Annotated in this window: 11 protein-coding genes, 1 tRNA gene and 2 pseudogenes; 3 read left to right on the top strand and 11 right to left on the bottom strand. The window is 65.9% G+C overall.

What is annotated here, in order from left to right; translation table 11 throughout:
- Positions 1-7 precede the first annotated feature (7 nt).
- Genes ACRQ5Q_RS22670 through ACRQ5Q_RS22680 form a run of 3 tightly spaced genes read right to left on the bottom strand, consistent with a single transcriptional unit; the run spans position 8 to position 3774 of the window.
- Positions 8-1528, bottom strand: a complete 1521-nt coding sequence (locus ACRQ5Q_RS22670) for an amino acid ABC transporter permease (protein ID WP_439375452.1) — start codon at positions 1526-1528, stop codon at positions 8-10.
- Positions 1525-2730, bottom strand: a complete 1206-nt coding sequence (locus ACRQ5Q_RS22675; protein ID WP_439375451.1) for an amino acid ABC transporter permease — start codon at positions 2728-2730, stop codon at positions 1525-1527. The genes ACRQ5Q_RS22670 and ACRQ5Q_RS22675 overlap by 4 nt, the downstream gene beginning before the upstream one ends.
- 27 nt (positions 2731-2757) lie before the next feature.
- On the bottom strand, positions 2758-3774 hold the full coding sequence (locus ACRQ5Q_RS22680; protein ID WP_439392399.1) for an amino acid ABC transporter substrate-binding protein: 1017 nt from the start codon (positions 3772-3774) through the stop codon (positions 2758-2760).
- 381 nt (positions 3775-4155) lie between these two features.
- Here ACRQ5Q_RS22680 and metC point away from each other — a divergent pair, with 381 nt between their 5' ends.
- Positions 4156-5340, top strand: a complete 1185-nt coding sequence (gene metC / locus ACRQ5Q_RS22685; protein WP_439392400.1) for a cystathionine beta-lyase — start codon at positions 4156-4158, stop codon at positions 5338-5340.
- 88 nt (positions 5341-5428) lie between these two features.
- Here the strand turns inward: metC and ACRQ5Q_RS22690 are convergent.
- Positions 5429-5974 (bottom strand): annotated as a pseudogene (locus ACRQ5Q_RS22690) (PhoU domain-containing protein); the annotation flags it as partial.
- A gap of 61 nt (positions 5975-6035) precedes the next feature.
- Here ACRQ5Q_RS22690 and ACRQ5Q_RS22695 point away from each other — a divergent pair.
- Positions 6036-6491: pseudogene (locus ACRQ5Q_RS22695) on the top strand (PhoU domain-containing protein); the annotation flags it as partial.
- 9 nt (positions 6492-6500) lie between these two features.
- Here the strand turns inward: ACRQ5Q_RS22695 and ACRQ5Q_RS22700 are convergent.
- From ACRQ5Q_RS22700 to ACRQ5Q_RS22725, 6 genes are all read right to left on the bottom strand, one after another.
- Positions 6501-6839, bottom strand: a complete 339-nt coding sequence (locus ACRQ5Q_RS22700; protein WP_439375448.1) for a lipid-A-disaccharide synthase N-terminal domain-containing protein — start codon at positions 6837-6839, stop codon at positions 6501-6503.
- Entirely contained in the window at positions 6836-7573 is a 738-nt protein-coding gene (locus tag ACRQ5Q_RS22705; protein WP_439375447.1) for a glycosyltransferase family 2 protein, read from the bottom strand. The genes ACRQ5Q_RS22700 and ACRQ5Q_RS22705 overlap by 4 nt, the downstream gene beginning before the upstream one ends.
- A gap of 66 nt (positions 7574-7639) precedes the next feature.
- Complete coding sequence (locus ACRQ5Q_RS22710) at positions 7640-8476, bottom strand: phosphatase PAP2 family protein (protein WP_439375446.1); 837 nt, start codon at positions 8474-8476, stop codon at positions 7640-7642.
- A 1-nt stretch (position 8477) separates the two neighbouring features.
- The gene (locus tag ACRQ5Q_RS22715; protein ID WP_439375445.1) at positions 8478-10220 is read right to left on the bottom strand and encodes an ArnT family glycosyltransferase; all 1743 of its coding nucleotides are present in this window, start codon (positions 10218-10220) and stop codon (positions 8478-8480) included.
- Between the two features lie 50 nt (positions 10221-10270).
- Positions 10271-12406, bottom strand: a complete 2136-nt coding sequence (pbpC, locus tag ACRQ5Q_RS22720) for a penicillin-binding protein 1C (RefSeq protein ID WP_439392401.1) — start codon at positions 12404-12406, stop codon at positions 10271-10273.
- 8 nt (positions 12407-12414) lie between these two features.
- A complete protein-coding gene (locus ACRQ5Q_RS22725; protein ID WP_439392402.1) occupies positions 12415-17619 on the bottom strand; it encodes an alpha-2-macroglobulin family protein in 5205 nt (1734 codons plus the stop codon).
- Between the two features lie 405 nt (positions 17620-18024).
- Between ACRQ5Q_RS22725 and ACRQ5Q_RS22730 the strand changes: the two genes are divergently transcribed.
- Positions 18025-18101 (top strand) — tRNA-Arg (locus ACRQ5Q_RS22730).
- A gap of 1255 nt (positions 18102-19356) precedes the next feature.
- On the opposite strand, the gene ACRQ5Q_RS22735 is transcribed toward ACRQ5Q_RS22730, so the two are convergent.
- A complete protein-coding gene (locus tag ACRQ5Q_RS22735) occupies positions 19357-19602 on the bottom strand; it encodes a hypothetical protein (RefSeq protein WP_439375442.1) in 246 nt (81 codons plus the stop codon).
- Between the last annotated feature and the right edge of the window lie 213 nt (positions 19603-19815).

The following is a 19815-nucleotide window of genomic DNA, read 5'->3' on the forward strand; positions in this document are numbered from 1 at the left end:
GCCTCGATCAGTTGCGGCGGTGGGCGTTGAGGCGGTGCTCGACGAACAGCGAGTAGCGCGACATTCCAAAGCAGAAGATGAAATAGATGATCCCGGCGAAGGCGAACCCGGTGAACGCCGTGGAAGGCGTCGACCATTTCGGATCCGAGAACGAGGCCCGAAGCGAGCCCAGGAGGTCGAACAGCGCCACGATCGACACCAGCGAAGTGTCCTTGAACAGCGAGATGAAGCTGTTGACGAGGTTCGGAATGACGTGGCGTAGCGCCTGCGGCAGCACGATCAGCGAGGTCGTCTTCCACCAGGACAGTCCGAGCGCCGCTGCGGCCTCGCCCTGCCCGCGCGGGATCGCGGCAAGCCCGCCGCGGACGTTCTCGGCCTGATAGGCGCCGGTGAACAGCGCAATGCCGATCAGCGCGCGCACCAGGCCGTCGACGGTGAAATTACCGGGCAGGAACAGCGGCAGCATGTAGGTGGCGAAGAATAGCACGGTGATCAGCGGCACGCCGCGCCAGAACTCGATGAAAGCGATCGAGAAGATCCGGATCAGCGGAATGGTCGAGCGGCGGCCGAGCGCGAGCGCGATGCCGATCGGCAGCGAGGTAACGATGCCGGTGACCGAGACCACCAGCGTCACCAGGAGCCCGCCCCACAGGCTGGTCTGCACCACCGGCAAGCCGCCTTGATCGAGCCCCATCAGCTTGGTCACGATCGCCACGGCGATGAAGGTCGCAACGCTCGAGACCAACGCGCGCCAGCCGGTGCGCAGGCCGCCGCCGAGGACGAAGGCGATCAGTGAGACGACCACGGTCGTGATCGCGAAGTCGACCCAGACCGACTGGCCCGAGTCCTGGATCCGGTCACGCAGCCAGATCAGCGGGAAGACAAGCCAATGGATCGCCGTGCCAACCAGCACGATCAGGTTGCCGATGACCCACAGCAGCGGCGCGACGGCCGAGGTCTTGCTGAGATTGAGCAGGACGTTTCCGGCGCCGATGATGCTGTCGTCGAACAGCCCGAGCAGGCCGGCCGTCCAGCTCAGGCCAAAGCCCTTGATGCCACCGCCATGCAGCAGGAAGAATGCGACGACGGGAAAGGCGAAGAAAAACAAGCCGGCATTCAAGCCCTTCGCCGGCAGGCGTGGAACGAGCATCGGCACCAGCAGGACCGCCGCCAGGACGAATGTGAGGTTGACCCGCCAGCGCTCGGCCTCAGGATAGAAGCCATAGATCAGCTGCGGCAGCTTGGCCTGGATGTAAGGCCAGCAGGCGCCGACCGCGAAGCCGGCCTTCTCGGTGAGGCAGGCCGAGCGGTCGTTGCCGCTCCAGACCGCATCCACCATCAGGAATCTCACGCTGGGAACGATGGTGAACCAGAGCAGCAACGCGCCGAGGATCGTGAGCAGGATGTTGGTCGGCGAGTTGAACAGGCGCGTGCGCACCCAGCCGATGAAGCCCGTGGTTTTCACCGGCGCGGGACGCTCGTTCACCAGATCGTGCCGGACGAAGGAGGATGAGGCGATATCGGTCATGCGCCGAGGCTCCGGCTGACGCGCCAACCATAGACGCTCATCACGGCGCTGGTGACGAGGGAGATCAGGAGATAGACGCCCATCGTCATCGCGATGATCTCGATCGCCTGCCCGGTCTGGCTCAGCGAGGTGCCGGCGAACACCGACACGAGGTCGGGATAGCCGATCGCGACCGCCAGCGAGGAATTCTTGGTCAGGTTGAGATATTGGTTGGTTAGCGGCGGCACAATGACGCGCATGGCCTGTGGCACGACGATCAACCGGAGCGTGGCGCCGCGGCTGAGGCCGAGCGAGGAGCCCGCCTCCATCTGTCCCTTGTGCACCGACAGGATGCCGGCCCGCACGATCTCGGCTATGAAGGCGGCGGTATAGGTCGACAGGGCCACCGTAAGCGCCACGAATTCCGGGATGATCCGCGAGCCCCCGGCGAAATTGAACCCCTTGAGCTGCGGCAGCTCGAAGGTGAAGGGCAGACCGAACACCAGCATGGTCGCGAGCGGAAGCCCGAACAGCAAGGCCAGCACGGAGGGCCAGATACGGATCACCTGCCCCCGCTGGAACAGCGCGCGCCTTGCGTAGAAGCGCAAGCCCAGCGAGGCGACGATGCCGAGGACCAGCATCGCCAGGAACGGCTCGAATCCGCTCTCGCCGATCGGACGGGGAATGACGAGCCCGCGATTGCTGATGAAGGCGATGCCCAGCAGCGAAATGCTCTGCCTCGGATTGGGCAGCGCCGCCAGCACCGCCAGGTACCAGAACAGGATCTGGAACAGCAGCGGCAGGTTGCGGATGATCTCGACATAGATCTCGCCGACGCGCGACAGCAGCCAGTTGGGCGACAGCCGGCACAGCGCGACGACGAAGCCGATCGCGGTGGCGAAGAATATGCCGACCACCGAGACCACGAGCGTGTTGAGAAGCCCGACCACGAACACGCGCAGGAACGTGTCCGAGCCGGTGTAGGAGATCAGCGTCTGGTTGACGTCGAAACCGGCATTATTCCGCAGGAAGCCGAAGCCGGCGGCGATGTGCTGGTTCTCGAGGTTGGCGCGCGCGTTGGAGACGATCTCGTAGCCGATCCAGCCCAGGATCGCCGCGAAGGCAAACTGGACGGCGACGCCGTTCCAGCCTGCCTTGCCGCCCAGAATGCGCCTGATCTTCAGCGCGATCTGGGCCGGCGGTTTTCGAGCCTCGGTGCTCATCGGCGCGCGCCGCTGATCAGGCAGGACTCAGCGAATCGGCGGCGCGTACTGGAGACCGCCCTTGTTCCAGAGATTGTTGAGACCGCGATTGATGGCGAGCGGCGAGCCGGCCCCGACGTTGCGATCGAACACCTCGCCGTAATTGCCGGTAGCCTTCACGATCCGCACCACCCAGTCCTTGGTCAGGCCGAGCTGTTCGCCGAAATTGCCGTCGCTGCCGAGCACGCGTTTCAGCTCGGGGCTCTCCAGCTTCGCCTTCTCGTCGACGTTCTTCGAGGTGATGCCGAGCTCTTCGGCGGTGACGAGCGCGAACAGCGTCCATTTCACGATGTCGAACCACTGGTCGTCGCCGTGGCGCACCATCGGGCCGAGCGGCTCCTTCGAGATGATTTCGGGGAGCACCATGTGATCGTTGGGATTGGCGAGCTTGAGGCGGTTGGCGTAGAGGCCCGACTGGTCCGTGGTGAAGACGTCGCAGCGGCCGGCCTCATAGGCCTTGACGGTCTCGTCGTTGGTGCCGAACGCGATCACCTCGTACTTCATGTTGTTGGCCTTGAAGTAGTCGGCGAGATTCTGCTCCGTGGTGGTGCCGGTCTGCACGCAGACCGAAGCGCTGTTGAGCTCGAGCGCCGAATTCACCTTCAGCGACTTCTTCACCATGAATCCCTGCCCGTCATAATAGGTCACGCCGGTGAAGTTGGCGCCGAGTGAGGTATCGCGCGAGATGGTCCAGGTGGTGTTGCGCGAGAGCACATCGATTTCGCCGGATTGCAGCGCCGTGAAACGGTCCTTGGCCGAGGTCGGCACGAACTTGACCTTGGTCGGGTCGTTGAAGATGGCGGCCGCGATTGCGCGGCAGAGGTCGACGTCGAGGCCGGTCCAGTTGCCCTTGTCATCGGGCGAAGAGAAACCCGGCAGGCCCTGGCTGACGCCGCAGGACAGCGTGCCCCGGTCCTTGACCGTCTTGAGCGTTTGCGCGTCGGCGGCTTGGGCAGTCAAGCCGGCGGCGAGAGCGAGGGTGAGTGCCAGGGTTACGCGATTCATGGGCTGTGGGCCTTTCAAGGTCGTCTCAAGGTCAGGAATGTTGTCTCAGGATCGTCTCTGCCAGGGGGAGCCTTGCAAGAGTCATGCTGGAAAACCTTGCCGAACACTCGCCGATCCCGGGAGGCCATACCTTAATCCCCGCCGCAGGCGCCCGCCATGATGGCCGTGACGCAAGGTCCGGTCAGACGATGGATCGAAGGTCGCGGCAGGCCCCTCAACATGCGGCGACTGAATAGCACCTGCGCATCACAGAACGACTGGCGAGCCGGGTCAAGGGGTTGACGGGACTCTTCTGTGTTCTGTTATTAACGACTGCGGCCTTTCGGCCGCCCCGCGCGGTGCAACACGCCCCGGCGGAAACGTGGTTTTGAAAGCAGGCGCATGGATTCCTCGCACCCCTCCCAGCAACAGGCCGAGACCCGGCTGGTCACCTCCGGCCGCGACACGAAGGCGCAGAAGGGGTTCGTCAATCCGCCGGTGTTCCACGGCTCGACCGTGCTCTATCCGTCCGCCGAGGACCTGCACGCCCATCGCGGCGAGTTCACCTATGGCCGCCACGGCACCCCGACCACCAGGGCGTTCCAGGACACGCTGATGGCGCTGGAGGGACCGCAATGCGCAGGCGTCGGCATCGTGCCGTCGGGGCTCTCGGCGATCTCCACCACCCTGCTCTCGGTGCTGAAGGCCGGCGACCATATCCTGGTCGTCGACAACGTCTATCGGCCCTCGCGCAATTTCTGCAACGGCATGCTGACCCGCTATGGCGTCGAGACCACCTATTTCGATCCACTGATCGGCGCCGGGATCGACAAGCTGTTCAAGCCCAACACCCGCGCCGTGCTGGTGGAAGCGCCGGGCTCGCAGTCGTTCGAGATGCCCGACATCCGGGCCATCGCCGAGGTCGCGCATGCGCGCGGCGCACTCGTCATCGACGACAACACCTGGGCGACGCCGCTCTATCACCGCTCGCTCGAACAGGGCGTCGACATCAGCATGCAGGCCGCCACCAAATATATCGGCGGTCACTCCGACATCATGTTCGGCACCATCTCGGCCAACGCCAAGGCCTGGCCGCAGATTTCAGAAGGCATCCGCCTGCTCGGCGTCTGCGCCGGCCCCGATGACGTCTTCCTCGCGCTGCGCGGCCTGCGCACGCTGTCGGTGCGCCTCGCGCAACATCATCGTTCGGGCCTCGATATGGCGCGTTGGCTCGCCGCAAGACCCGAGGTCGCGCGCGTGCTGCATCCGGCGCTCGACACCGATCCGGGCCACGCGATCTGGAAGCGCGACTTCACCGGCGCCTCCGGTCTCTTCAGTATCGTGCTGAAGCCGGCGCCGCAGAAGGCCGTCGACACCATGCTCAACACGCTCAAGCTGTTCGGCATGGGCTTTTCCTGGGGCGGCTTCGAGAGCCTTGCGATTCCCTTCGACTGCGACGCCTATCGCACCGCGACCAAGTGGGCGCCGGGCGGCCCGACTCTGCGACTACACATTGGGCTCGAGAGCACCGACGACCTCAAGGCCGATCTCGATCGCGGCTTCGCTGCCCTCAAGGCGGCAATGTGAGCCTGCTCACAAGGCATTGCGCCGCGGGAACGGGCAACCGAGGCAAACGTAAACGCCGACGCGCCAGCAAAGGGTTGATCCGCGGACGGAAGGACACGATCGCCATCGCGCGCCGCCCCTCGCTCTCGTCGAGGCTACCGCGGATCAGCTTGGTCACATAGAGCTTGATGGCCTCGTCAAGACCGTCGACGGCATTGTCCATCTTCGAGACCTGGTCGACCAGTGCGCGGTCGCCGGTCATCATCGCGCTCATCACCTTGCGCAACATGATTTCCACGAGGTCGCCCATGCGTAGCACTTCGCGGGCGGCGTCGGTCAGCGCCAGTGACGGCGTCTCCAGCGCGCTCTCGTCGAGTTAGCGCGGCCGGGTCGGGTCGGTCTCCTGCACGCGATCCGGCAGCAGCCGCCTCAGCAGGCGCGACATGGTGTCGAGCAGCCCGAGGAAGATGATGGCCGTGCCGGAGTTGAAGGCGATGTGGAAGGCCGCCGTCATCTTCGCCAGATCCGGCTGCCAGGCATGCATGTGCGCGGCGATCGCGCCCAGGAACGGCAGGACGAGCGCGATCCCGACCACGCGGTTGATGAGATTGCCGATCGGCCGATAGCTCGCGGGATCGTCGCGCCGGGTGCCTTCATCCGCGAGCGCGGGCCGGAGCGGAAGGCGACGAGGCCGAGCACGAACAGCACCGGCCCCGATCAATCTCGAGCATATCGGCGACATCATCGACAAGAGCCTGAGCGAGCTTGCGACCAAGAAGATCAAGCGCCGCTTCCAGTTCTCGGCCGAGGGCGCCGAGGAGCTCGCCGCCTTCCACAAGCGCACCATGGAATCGCTGCGGATCGCCTTCGGCGTGTTCACGTCGGGCGACGCCAACGAGGCGCGCAAGCTGCTGGTGGAGAAGACGATTCTCAAGAACACCGAGCTTGCCGCCGTCGAGCGCCATCTCGACCGATTGCGCGAGGGCCGGCCCGAGACCATCGAGACCACCTCGCTGCATCTCGACGTGCTGCGCGACCTGCGCCGCATCCACTCGCATATCTGCTCGGTCGCCTATCCGGTGCTGGATGCGGCCGGCGGGCGCTATCGCAGGCGCGATGCGGAGACAGCCGCCCTGCCCGCCTCAGGCGCGGCAACGGTGCTGCCGCCCTAGCGTCCGCGATCAGCGCTCCAGCGTCTTCGACGCGCGGCCGCGGTTCTTGATGATCAGCATGATGTTGCGGACATAGATGATTGTCGCGAGCGCCTGTCCGAGGATGATCACGGGCTCGCGCTTCACGACGCCATAAACCAGCGTCATCAGCCCGCCGCCCACCGAGCAGAACCAGAATGCCATCGGCACCACGCTGTTGCCCGCCCGCTCGCTCGCGATCCACTGCACCAGGAAGCGCGCGGTGAAGAACAGCTGCGCGACGAGGCCGAACGCGAGCCAGAAGTCGAACTTGGCGACGAAGACGTCGTAGAAATAGTTGCTCAGCGCCTGACCGTATTGGATGATCATGCGTTCACCTCAGTCACATCTGGTGTCGGCTTCTTGCGGCGGATCAGCCACCACACACCGGCGAGGTCCATGATGCCGATCCACAGCCGGTCGAAGAAGCCATAGTTGGACACGCCGGACCGACGCGGCCGGTCGACCACGTCGACATAGGCGATGTCGTAGCCCTCGCGGCGCACGAGCGCCGGCAGGAAGCGATGCAGCCCATCGAAATAGGGCATCATCAGGAACACCTCGCGGCGGAACGCCTTCAATCCGCAGCCGGTGTCGCGCGTGCCGTCCTGAAGGATCGCGCTGCGGACTCTGTTGGCTACGCGCGACTGGAATTTCTTGAAGCCGGTGTCCTTGCGCCCGACGCGCTGCCCCGCGGCGAGGCCGACCCGCCCCGCCCCTTTCTCGACCGCAGCGATCAGGTCCGGCAGGAACGCCGGATTGTTTTGTCCGTCGCCGTCGAGGGTTGCCACGATCGCCCCGCGCGCCGCGCGCACGCCGCTGCGCACCGCGGCCGACTGGCCGCCTGAGGTGGCGTGGCGGAGCTGACGCAGATTGCTTCGCTGCGCCATGATCGCCTTGAGCCGCTCGCCGGTCGCATCGGTCGAGCCGTCATTGACGTAGATGATCTCGTAGTCCCAGCGGCCGTCGAGCGCCGTCGTGATCTCCTCGATCAGGGGCGCAATATTGTCGGCTTCGTTGCGCACGGGAACGACGATGGAAACCGATGGCTGGGACGTCGACAAATCGAGACTCGTGGTTGGAATTGGCCTGCCCCTCGGGGAACCGGCGGCCCCGGCAGGCAGCCGCTTTTATGGGGCGGATGCCCCGCGGGCAACCCTTTTGAGGCGCCCTGTGACCGGCCCAGGAAGCGGCACGATGGTGCCGTCGGCACGGATGGCAAAGGCGAGCCGGCGCGCCGCAAACCAGTAGCGAACGGCCATGGCGCCGACGAGTCCGACAAGGGCCCCGGCGGTGACGTCGCTCGGATGATGCGCGAGCAGCACGAGCCGGGTCAGCAGGATCACGATCGCGTAAGTGAACATGAACAGCCGCAGCCGCGGCCAGAGTGCGGAGACTGCAAACGCCAGCGCGAACGCCGTGATCGCATGGCCCGACGGCAGGCTGGCATAGGCTCCCGTCCCCTCGAACGGGATGAAATTGAACGGATCGGCCTTGCCGCCGACGAACGGACGCCCGCGGCCGATGAGATATTTCAGGACCTCGCCGACGAATACGGACAGGGCCACAGACAGAAACAAGAATTGCAGCCGTGTGCCCAAGCCCAGCAGCAATGCGCGTCGGGTGCCGTGAAGTCCCGCCGCGACGAGCGCCACGACCACGAGCGCGACGCCCAGTGCTGAAAGCACGTACTCGTCCTTGCCGAAATCGGTGAGGATGCGAATCGGCCACAGGCCTGGCGCGCCGCGCGCCGGCATCATCTGGATCTCGGTCAGGTCGAACGCCAGCATCAGGGTGATGACCAGGGCCGCGCCCGCCATGCTGAGCCAGAGCGAATGCCGCGCCAGCTTGCGTGCGGCCTCGGCGCGGCGCGAATGCGACGGTGAGCGCACGAGCTGTGCCAGCGCACGTCCCGACACCGTGAGCAATTGCACGGGATAGGGTGCGATATGGGCCGGGGCCGACATCCTATTCGGTGCCTTCCGAGCGGAAGATCGAGATCGAGATCGCGCGCCCTTGCGAGAAATTGTAGCCGTCGATGCGCGCGCCGACCTTGTAGCGCAGCCCGATCGCCTCGGCGCGCTGCACGAAGTTGCGCTCCGAACGCTGCTCGATCAGCGCGAAGCGGCAGCTGCCCTGGCGCAGGAAGTCCGCCGCGCCCGAGCCGTCGGTGAGCAGCGTCTGCGTGCCGGTCAGGAACACCAGACTCGGCTCGTGATAGCCGGCGGCAGCCGCCTTCGGCCCGACGCAGCTGACGTTGCGAAGCGCGCGCGCGATCTCGATGCTCGGAAACAGCGGCGTCAGCGACGGCAGCACGATGCCCCAGACCACGACCGCCAGCATCAGGGCCGCGACCAGCGCGTTGAGCACCGACCGCTCGGCGCGATTGGTGTCGAACAGCCACCAGGCGAACAGGCCGAAGATCAGCGAGGCCGCGATGAACGGCCAGGCCACGAAGGCCGGCTGCCGCGTCAGCATCACCGCCCCCACGACCGCGATGATTGAAGCCGCCGCGGGGATCGCGAACCACCAGGCCGAGCCGCGCGCGAGCCAGGAGCGCGACAGCACGCGCCGCTCCACCGCGCCGACGGTGAGGATGGCGATCGCCGGGTACAGCGGCAGCACGTAATGCGGCAGCTTGGTCAGCACCGCCTCGAACACGATCCAGGACGGGATTAGCCAGGCCAGCAGGAATTGCGCACCGGGCTCGCGCCGGGCCCGCCACACCGCGGGCACCGCCATCGCCGCCAGCGGCGCGCCCGGCCAGAAGGTGATCCAGAACAGCGCCAGGTACAATCCGGGCGGCGCGCCGTGCGATTCCTGCGCGCCGATCTTGCTGAGCATGTCGCCGCCGACGGAATCGGCGAAGAAGGCTTCGCCCGCGCGCCAGAAGATCGCGACGAACCAGGGCAGCACCAGCACCAGCATCCACATTAGGCCCCACACCGGGCGCAGCTTCCACAGCCAGGAGGCGTCGCGATCCAGGATCGCGAGCGTGACGATGGTGAGCCCGGCGAACATCAGGATCAGCGGGCCCTTGATCAGGATGCCGACCGCGAGCGCGGTCCAGAATACCGCGGGCCAGCTCCAGGGCGGATGGGTCTCGTCCTCGGCGCGCTGCCAGGACAGGTAGGCCCGCGCCATCGCGCCCATCGCGGCGGTAACGCAGAACAGCAGCATCGCATCGGTCTTGGCGAGTCGCGCCTCGACGCCGAGCAGTACCGAGGCGCACATCAGGAGCGCAGCCAGCACGGCGGCGCGCCGCGTGACGAAAGCGAGCGCCGCCCAATAGGTCATGAGCACGGCGCCGAGCGCTCCTATCAGCGACGGCAGCCGGTAGACCCAGATACGTAATTCGGCCTTCGGCAGCTTGAGCGCGGATGCGGCTTGAACGGCGGCCGATTGCAACCAGTAGATGCCGACCGGCTTCTTGTAGCGGACGTCCTCCTGGAAGCGGATGTCGACGTAGTCTCCGCTCTCGACCATCTGCTTGGTGGCCTGGGCAAACCGCGCCTCGTCGCGATCGACCGGCGGGATGGTGAAGAAGCCGGGCAGGAACAGCAGCAGCGCGCATAGCAGCAGGAAAGCGACCGCACGGGCGTGGCTGGCCGTGGCGATATCGAGCATGGTCACGAGCCGGCTGCCCGGATTCACGGGCGATTTCGGCCCACGGGGGGCTCCAAAACGGGGGGTGGGGTAGGTCTCGGCCATTGGTTCCGCTTACGCTGAAACCGCCATCGCCACAACCGCTTAAGGCAGGGTCATTGAATTCGAATGACAACTGTGTCCGCCGCGCCCGTGGCATCGATCACGGTGAGCCGTGCAAAGCCCGGGCCGGGCGGATCGATCAGGCGCTGGCGGCGGCCGTCGATCTCGCCGCGCGCGGTGCCATTAACCATCACGGTCATGGGCAGAACGCCGCCGGCGACCTTGACTGGCATGGCGGCGCTCTCGGGCGCGCCCGAGCGATCGACGTCGATCCGCGAGCCGTTCAGCGGGAACTGAATATGCAGCGCCTGCTCGCCGCTGGCCCGGACCAGCTCTCCGACCGGGCGGAACCGTTTGAGGGGCAACGGCAACTTCGCGTTGCTGGCGACCAGGGTTCCCTTCGGCGGCTTCGGCAACGGGGCCAGCGTCTTGCCGCTGCGCGCAAAGGCGTCGAACAGGATCGGCGCCGCGGCCACGCGGCCGATCAGGCCGGGAACCGGCGCCCCATCCGGACGGCCGACCCAGACGCCGATGGTCATGCGGCCGTCGAAGCCGACCGACCAGGCGTCGCGATAGCCGTAGGAGGTGCCGGTCTTGAAGGCGATCCGGTTGTGAGCCGCGTTCTCCGGCGGCGGCGTGCCGAGCAGGACGCTGCCGACCTGCCAGGCTGCGACCTGATCCAGCAGCCGCAGCGGCTCGCGGTCGTCCTTGGCCGCGACGATCTCGCGCAGCGGCTTGGTGGTTCCGAGCCGCGCGAAGCCGGCATAGAGCTGGGCGAGGTCCTGCAGCGTCACGCCGACACCGCCAAGACCCATGGCAAGGCCCGGCGCCTCGTCCTTGGGCAGGATGAGGTTGCCGCCGGCCTGCCGCAGCCGCGAGGCCAGCCGGCTCGATCCGACGCGGTCGAGCAGCACGATGGCAGGCACGTTCAAGGACAATTGCAGCGCCTTCCGTACCGGCACCGTGCCCTGGAAGGTCATGTCGAAATTTTCCGGCGCATAGGAGCCGAAGCGGACCGGACGGTCGTCGATCAGGCTGTCGGGATGAACAAAGCCGTCCTCGAAGGCGAGCCCGTAGATGAAAGGTTTCAGCGTCGAGCCCGGCGAGCGGATCGCGCGGGTCATGTCGACCTGCCCCGCCCGGCTCTCGTCGAAGTAATCCGCCGAGCCGACGCGCGCGAGCACGTCGCCGCTCTCGTTGTCGACCACGATGATGCCGACCGAGATGTTTTGCCCGAGCGCAACGGCGCGGTCGCGCGCCAAGGGCTCCAGCACCTTCTGCAGATTCGCATCCAGCGTCAGCTTGATGACTGGTGTATCCTTGACGGTCGACAGCGCGGTGTCGGAGGCATGCGGCGCCAGGATCGGCATCGGCTTGCGCAGTGCCGGCACCGGCGCTGCCTTGGCTTGCCTGGCGTCTTCTGCGCTGACCACATGCTCCTCGACCATGCGATCGAGCACGCGATCGCGCGCCTTGCGCGCCGCGTCCGGATAGCGGTCGAGCCGGCGCGTCTCCGGCGATTGCGGCAGCGCGACCAGCAATGCGGCTTCGGCCAGCGACAGCCGCTTCGGCTCCTTGCCGAGATAGGCGATCGAGGCTGCGCGGATGCCTTCGAGGTTGCCGCCGTAGGGCGCGAGCGCGAGATAGAGATCGAGGATCTGCTCCTTGCTCATGATGCGCTCGATTTCGATGGCACGCACCATCTGCCGCAGCTTTGCGTAGAGCGAGCGCTGCCGCCGCGGCTCGATCAGCCGGGCCACCTGCATCGTGATGGTCGAGCCGCCGGAGACGATATGACCGCGCGTGCCGAGTTGCAGCGCGGCGCGGCCGAGCGCCAGCGGATCGATGCCGTCATGGCCGTAGAAGCGCTGGTCCTCATAGGCGAACAGCAGCTTCAGATATGTCGGATCGACGTTGGTCCTGACGCCGACCGGCAGCCGCCAGCGCCCGTCCGCCATCGCATAGGCGCGCAGCAGCTTGCCGTTGCGATCGACGATGGTGGTGGAGACCTGCCGCGCCTCGTCGAGCGGGAGCGGGCCGAGTGAATAGACCCAGGCGACGAATCCGATGATGGCGAGGATGAGGGTGAAGGCGAGCGCGGAGAGGGAGCGAAAGGCGAGTTGCCCTCTCCGCCCATCATGGCCGGGCTTGACCCGTCCATCCACATGATGTGGCTCCGCTGCGCTCATCCCAACACTCACTTCGCCGCCCGCACCTCGACCGTACCCGTGCCGGTGCGGCCATAGCGCGAGGGATTGTACATGTCCTCGACATAGGCCTGCGGCAGCACGTATTTGCCGGGCGAGACCGCGCGCACGACATAGGCGACCGTGAACACCGACTTGGAGTCCGAGGCCCGGTCGACGGCGGCGGTGAAGCGGTCGTCGCGGAACTCGGTGTCCTCAGGCTCCTCGCCATCCTCGATCCAGTCCAGCGTGCCACTGTCGCCCGACGAGACCAGCTTCGGATTGTCGATCTCGAGCCCGGCCGGCAGATAGTCGGACACCATGATGTGGCCGTACTCGGGCTTGGCCTCGGTGACCTTCAGCACCACGGCAAAGCGCTGGTTCTGGTTGACCTTGCTGATGTCGGCGGGCTTGCCGTCGAGCGTGAAGTAGCTGCGCTCGATCTTGAAGCCGTTCGACGCCGCGGGTTCCGGCGTCACCGGCGAGCCCGACACCGAGACCACCGCCTGCACCGGTGCGTCGCCGGTGTTGGTGATCTTCAGCGGCTTGCCGCTCATCGTGTCCGCCTTGTAGCTGCGATATAGCGCAGTCTTGACCGGCTGACCGTCGACCTCGATCGACAGGTTCTCCTTGGCGAGCGCCCGCGCCGCCAGCACCAGCCACGCATTCTCCTGCGTGGAGGTGTAGGGTGTGAGCCCGCGCGCTGTCTCGACCCGCGACACCGCCTGCGTCAGCGTCGCCCTCGGCGCATTGCCCTCGCTCGCAAGCGAGACCAGCGCTGCGGCATCGCGCAGCTGCGAGCCGTAATCGGTGCGGCCGAACTCCAGCACCGGTTTTGGCGCGAGGCTGTCGAGCGCCGCGCCATAGACGCGCTCGGCGCGATTACGGTCGCCGACCAGGGCAAGCGCGGCGGCAAGCTGTGACTTCGCGATGGGGGTCGCAAGGTTGTTCAGCTTGGTGTCCGCGAGATAGCGGAGATCGCCAATCGGCGCAGCGCCGTTGCGCGCGAGCACGTAGAGGCCGTAGGCGAGATCGCGGCCGCCGTCCTTCTCCGGCTCGTTGCCGTTGACGACGGCGTTGCGGATGCGGTCGAGCGCGTTCTTGAACAGCACGTCAGGTACCGCAAAGCCCTTCTCGCGGGCGCGGGTGAGGAAGTCCGTCACGTAGGCGTCGAGCCAGGCGTCATCGCCGCCAGCCGACCACAGGCCGAACGAGCCGTTCGAGCCCTGGCGGGCCAACAGCCGCTCGATCGCGTCGCGGATGCGCTGGTCGACCTCGGTATCCATGGCGAGATGCGCGCCGGCCGCAAGCTCGTTGACATAGAGCAGCGGCATGGCCCGGCTCGTGATTTGCTCCGAGCAGCCATAGGGATAGCGGTCGAGCGCCTTCAGGATCGTCGCCGCATCGAGCGCGGTCGACAGGCTCGCGGAGACCGAGACGCTGCCGGTGCCCGGCACGAGGTCGGAGAACATGTCCGAGGTCAGCGTCAGGCTTTCGCCCTTCGCCAGCGTCCGGATCGAGCGCCGCGCCAGAACCTGCGTTGCCGCCTTGACGTCGAACGCATAGTGCCGCGCCAGCGCAAGGCCGTTCGGCCCCTTGATGTCGACGTCGAGCGTCGCCTGCCCCGCGGCGGTCGCGTCGAGCGCGAGCGAGAACGAATTCCGCTGCTTGGCGGCGAGCCTGACCGAGGTGGCGGGATTGCCGGTCATTTTCACCGGCCCGCCGGTCTTGACGTTGATGACGTAGTCGCCGGCCTGGCCCTCGACATTGTCGATCTCGAGATTAACCGTGCCGTGGTCGCCATTGAGCAGGAAGCGCGGCAGCGTCGTGGTCAGCACCACGGGGTCGCGGATCACGACGTCGGTGCTGGCGCGGCCAAGCTTGGTCGCGGTCCAGGCCACCGCCATGACGCGCGCGGTGCCGGCGAACTCTGGAATGTCGAAGCTCACCTCGGCCGTGCCGTCGGCGGCGACGGTCACGATGCCGGAATAGAGCGCCAGCGGCTTTTGCGAGGGCGGCGAGCCCTGCAGCTCCGCAGCTCCGGCGTCGCCGCCGGACTTGATCTGGCCGCGCGTGCCCGACATGCCGTCGATGAGCTGGCCATAGAGATCGCGGATCTCCGCGCTCAGGCGACGCTGGCCGAGATAGTAATCATCCGGCGCCGGCGGCTTGTAATTGGTGAGGTTGAGGATGCCGACATCGACCGCGGCGATGACGATCTTGGCGTCCTCGCCCGGATTGAGGCCGTCGAGTTTGACCGGGATCTTCAAGATCGCATTGGGCCGGATCAGCGCCAGCGGCGTCAGCTTCACTGCAAGCGTGCGGGTCTGCTTGTCGATGCCGAACCATTTCAGGCCGATCGCGCGGCCCGGCATGCGCTGGGCCGCCGCATCGAGCGGACGGCGTAGCGTCGCCAGGACATAGGCGCCGGTGCCCCAGTCCTTGCCGACCGGGAGCTTGACCTGCGCGGTGCCTTCCCTGACGTCGACGGTCTGCGTCGTCAGCAGGCGGTCACCGAGCACGTTGATGGTGAGCTTGCCGGCACTGCGGACGTTGACCGACACCGTCATGGTGTCGCCGGAGGAATATTGCGGCTTGTCGATCGAGGTCTCCAAAAGGTCCGGCGTATCGGCGCTGCCGTCGGAGTACCAGCCGACGTCGAACTGCACCGACGTCACGGGGCCCTCGGCATCGTTCGACTTCACATCCAGCCGGTAACGCCCGGGCTGCGGGCTGAGCGAGATCCGCGCCGGCTTGTCGGCTGCAATCGTGACGTCACCGTCGGCGACGCGCGAGGTCGACTTGACGGGCTCGTACTCCCAGTAATTGTTCTGGCGATACCACTGGTAGCGCGACTCCATCTTCAGCAGCTCGTAGCGCAGGCCGTCGCGGTGCAACCTCTGGCCCTCGGGCGAGACGAAGACGACGTCGAACTCGGCCTTGTCACCCTCGGCGACGTTCTTGTCGCCGAACAGCGGCTTGATGCCGATCTGCGCGGCAGCGGGCGCGACCGGCAGCACGATCTTGCGCTCGACGGCGCGGCCGCCGGTCTCGACCATCCGGACGAAGATCTGCGCCTCCTGCGGCCGCGTCGAGGCCGGCTGCTTGTCCAGCGTCACCGGGAAGGTGGCGACGCCGTTGGCATCGGCCTCCGGCAGATTCTCCAGCGGCGTGCGCTCGTTCGAGGTGGTCTCCTCATCGGCAACGCCGAACTGGTAGCCGGCAAAGCCGGGCCGTTCGGCCGCAGGCGCGACCAGCATGTCGCCTTCGAGCGCAAGGCCCGAGGCCGGCGCGCCATAGAGGAAATGACCGTCCGCCTTAAGCTCCACCGGAGCGTTGGCTTTGATCAGCTTGTCCTTGGCCGACAAGTCGAATTCGATCCGATCCGGAACGTAGTCTTCGACCATGAAGGTGGTTTCGCCGACCGACGCGCCCTTCGGGTCGGTGAAGGCGCGGACCCGCCAGGTGCCGGTCGGCACGGCCGAGTTGAGCGGCACGGACAGTGTGCGGCCGCCGGCGCCCTGGTCGGGCAGCACCGCGCGGCGGTATTCGACGCCGTCGGGGCGCTCGACCACCAGCGTCATGGGACTACCGGTCACGGCGTTGCCCTGCCCGTCGCGCAAGAGCGCTGTGAGGAAGACGGTCTCGCTGGAACGATAAACGCCGCGCTCGGCGTAGACGAAGGCATCGGCGCCCGCGGGCACCGCGCGCCCCGAAACGCCGCGGTCGGAGAGATCGAAGGCGGACGTCTTCAGGCTCAGGAAGGCGTAGTCGGCCTTCTCGCCGGTGACCGTGAGCATCGCCGGCGACAGGCCGCCATCGCCGCGCGCAAGGCCCGCCTCGAACAGCACGTGACCGGACTCGTCGGTCTTGCGCGTCGCGAGGATCTCGTTGTTGCGGGCAACCAGCCGCACCTCGGCCTTGCCGACCGGATCGGTCGAGGCCAGCGAGTTGACGAAGACGTGGATGCCGTCATTGCCGGAATACGCGGTGACGCCGAGGTCGGAGACGATGAACCATTGCGTGGCGAGCTGGTACTCGTCGTCCGAGCCCGGGCCCTTGGCCGCGGCGTTCATCACGTAGACGCCAGGCTGAAGCTCGCCGAGCGCCTGGTCGACCGGGAATGCTGTGGTGACGTCCTGATTGAGCGTCATCGCGGTTGAAAGCTCGCCCGACCAGACCTTCACGCCGCGCTCGTCGCCGAGATTGCTGAGCTGGTATTTGGTCAGCGTCTTCTGGAAATCGCTGTCGACCACCGTGTTGATGAGGTTCCGGTCGCCGATCCGGAAGACGCTGATGTTGACCGCGGGCGTGTTGACGCTGACCACGGGAATGCCGCGCTGGCCGGTCCGGGGCAGCACATAGGCCCGGCTGGTGAAGCGCACGAAGGGCTTGCGGTCGCGCACATAGACGTTGAACTCGGCCGATTTCGGCAGGCCCTCCTTCACCGTGGACGGCAGGCCGGCGCGCAGGTTGATATTGTAGCGTTCGCCGTGCTTCAGACCGTCGACACAGAGCTGCTTGCCTTCCGCCGACAGCGCCGGCTTGTCCTGCCCTGCGAGGGCGAGGTACGGCGCGAAGTCGGTGCGCTTGGCGAGTTCCTCCGAGAACTGGAAGCAGGCGCGCGGGCTCGCCGAATCCGAGTCCACGGTGTAGTCGAGCAGCCGGAAACCGTGCTCGTCGCGCAGCTTCTCATATTGGCCGCGGACATCGGCGACCTCGCGCAGATCGAGCGACAGCCGCAGCGAATCCAGCGCCGGCCGCCACAGCTTGCGTTCGGCCAGAGACTTGCCGAGCACGGCGAGCGCGTCGGCCTCCTCGCCCGGATTGCCTGCGCGCATGTAGGCGATGTAGGCCGCGGTCGAGGCGCGCTCCAGCAGGAAGGTCTGCTCGCTCGAGTTCTTCGGCCAGATCTGGAAGATCACCTTGGCGAGCCGCAGCCAGTTGCCGGCATCGTCAGGCGTGGTGGCCGCAATCTGGCCGAGCACCGACAGGCCGGTGCGGTAATCGTTGCGCTTGAAGGCGGCGTCGGCATCCGTGCGAAGCGTTGCGTTGGTCTTGGCGACCGGGCCCGCCTCGCTCTTGATCTGCGCCTCCAGCTTGATCGCGGAATCGGCGAGATCGTCGCGTTTGAAGGCCTTGTCGGCGGCCTGCGCCGCGTTAAGGCCGAGCGCCAGCGCGGCGCAGATTGTGACGGCGCGAACGAGACCGATCATGGATGGACTCCCGGAAATCGCGGACGAACGCCGCTTGTCGCAAGAAATGCGCGGAAAGGTGACGGACACAAGGCGATGGAACCAGAGATGTAAAACGTCGCATTCGCCATGACAAAGGCAGGCCCAGAGGAGACCGGCCGAGACACCGCCGCGCACGCCGTCCTGATGGCGCAGCAACACCTAGCCAGTCGTCCGGCGGCCGTGTCCCGGAAGCTGTTCAGCGTTCCCGGCGATGTGATCCATCGTCCAGTCCGCTGCCGCTCAACCCGGCACCCTGACACCCCACCGTTCCGCTTTGTCGCGGCATTGAGGAAAACGGTTCGGTTCAGACTTGGCGAAACACGAGATTTTTCATATTGGCATGCTAGATGAACGGCCAGCCGCCCGACCCGGGCGGCCCAAGACGGTCCCGTAGCTCAACTGGATAGAGTAGCGGATTTCTACTCCGCGGGTTGCAGGTTCGAGTCCTGCCGGGATCGCCAGTGTTTCTCCTCATATATCAATATCTTGGCGCGGTATCGGCTTCGTTCTCAGGACAATTTCGTGTTGCGCGGCGCTGCAAGCTGCAACAAGCAAAATCAAGCCGTTACCAACCCGTGCAATCCATCCCGCGCAACACGGATGCAAACGAGCTTCGTGATTTGTTCGCCGTTCCCCAACCTCGCTCACGAAGCCATTTCCCGAGTGCCACGAAATGTCCCCGAAACACAGCCGGCCTAGCGTCCCCCTCATTGGACTCAGGGGATTGCCATGTGGACATTCATTGATAGCCTGTATCGCGAGTTTTGCCTGGCCCGCCTGCATGAGATGCGCCGGCTGACGAACTGAAGGCCGCAGCGCGGCCGAGATCCCGGACTTCGACCGGGACCAGACTGGGTCCCCCACGATAGGACGAGAAACTCTAGCGGCCCCAAACTGCTTCGCCACTGCCGTTGCCCCCGCTATCCACAGCCCCGTGCGTGCAGCAGGTTGACAATGGAATTGATTCGGTACGTCGGCAATGTAGCCTCGCGTCTTGGGAATGCGCGTATGAGTGGGGGAAGTCCATGGACAGCATCGAGCGAGCCTTTGTCCTCGTCGCATTGACCGGCTTTGACGTCATGGTCGCCGGGATTACTTGCCTTCTTCTAATCTCTTGAAACGGCGCAGCCCGCCAGCCTGAACCGGCGGGCCTCCCCGTGCTGCATCAGTTCAGATTGCCAGAGGAGGCATGAGTTGGCAGTTGACCTGCAAACGCTTCCGAGGCGACCAGGTCCGCCAGATTGACGTAATAGCCAGTGCGTCTGACCGCCGCGCGTCACGCCGCAGATCACGGCAGCCCGAACGTGTCCGGCAGGTTCGTTGCATCTTTCATGGCCGTGATCTCCTGCGACGGCGCCCCTCAGCGGCGGCCTTGCCGATCGGTGTTGGACCGCTCAACCAATCGAGGGATTTGACTACGTTGCGGATGATCTCCGGGACCGGCCCGCAGCCATAGGACTTTTCGGATCGCGATCGCGCTGCACCAGGATAGCTTCGGCTACCCCGAGCAGTTGCATGGCGAGGGATCGCGGTCTGCGAGCGTTCCCAGCCGCAAGTGATTGACAATTTGACTCTCGCTGACGCCGCGCTTCGATAGCGTTATGTCCCGCCCTGCACGACGCCACACACCGACGCACCCCGATAGTCGCCAGATCAAGATCACGTTCGGCGAAATGCGCGAGATGGGCTTGCGCGGCGTCCCGGTCTTCTGCGCTGCTATCGCTGCGGCCACAGCGCATCTCGGCGCAAGACGCAATGCCGCGAGGTGGCATCGCCGATCCCAAGCTCCTCAAGCTCGCCGCTGCCGTCGAACCGGTCCAGGACGGCCGCATCCGCATCGAGAAGATCAACGCGCCATTTCTCTCGCGGAACGGCTGCAACGCGACCGGCGCCGAATTCGTCGCCGGCCTCAAGTTTGCGATCGAGCGCGGCTGGCTCGATCAGCACGAGAGCGGCACCCATGTGGGCTGGTGCCGCCGGGCCACGCGAACGAGGTGCCAGCGTCACACGTCGTGTGAACCGCAAGTGAATGTTTCGTTCAATGGCGGTTGTGCGTTAGCGTCCTATAAGCATCGCCGCAGGAACTCGCTTCCTTGCCCTTCGTTACAGATGGACCAAGAGGGAGAGAAACGGTGCTTATTCAAGCTGCAATTCTGTCGTTGGCTGCCCTTGGAC

Source organism: Bradyrhizobium sp. PMVTL-01, from assembly GCF_051861855.1.
In the GTDB taxonomy this organism is placed as follows: domain Bacteria; phylum Pseudomonadota; class Alphaproteobacteria; order Rhizobiales; family Xanthobacteraceae; genus Bradyrhizobium.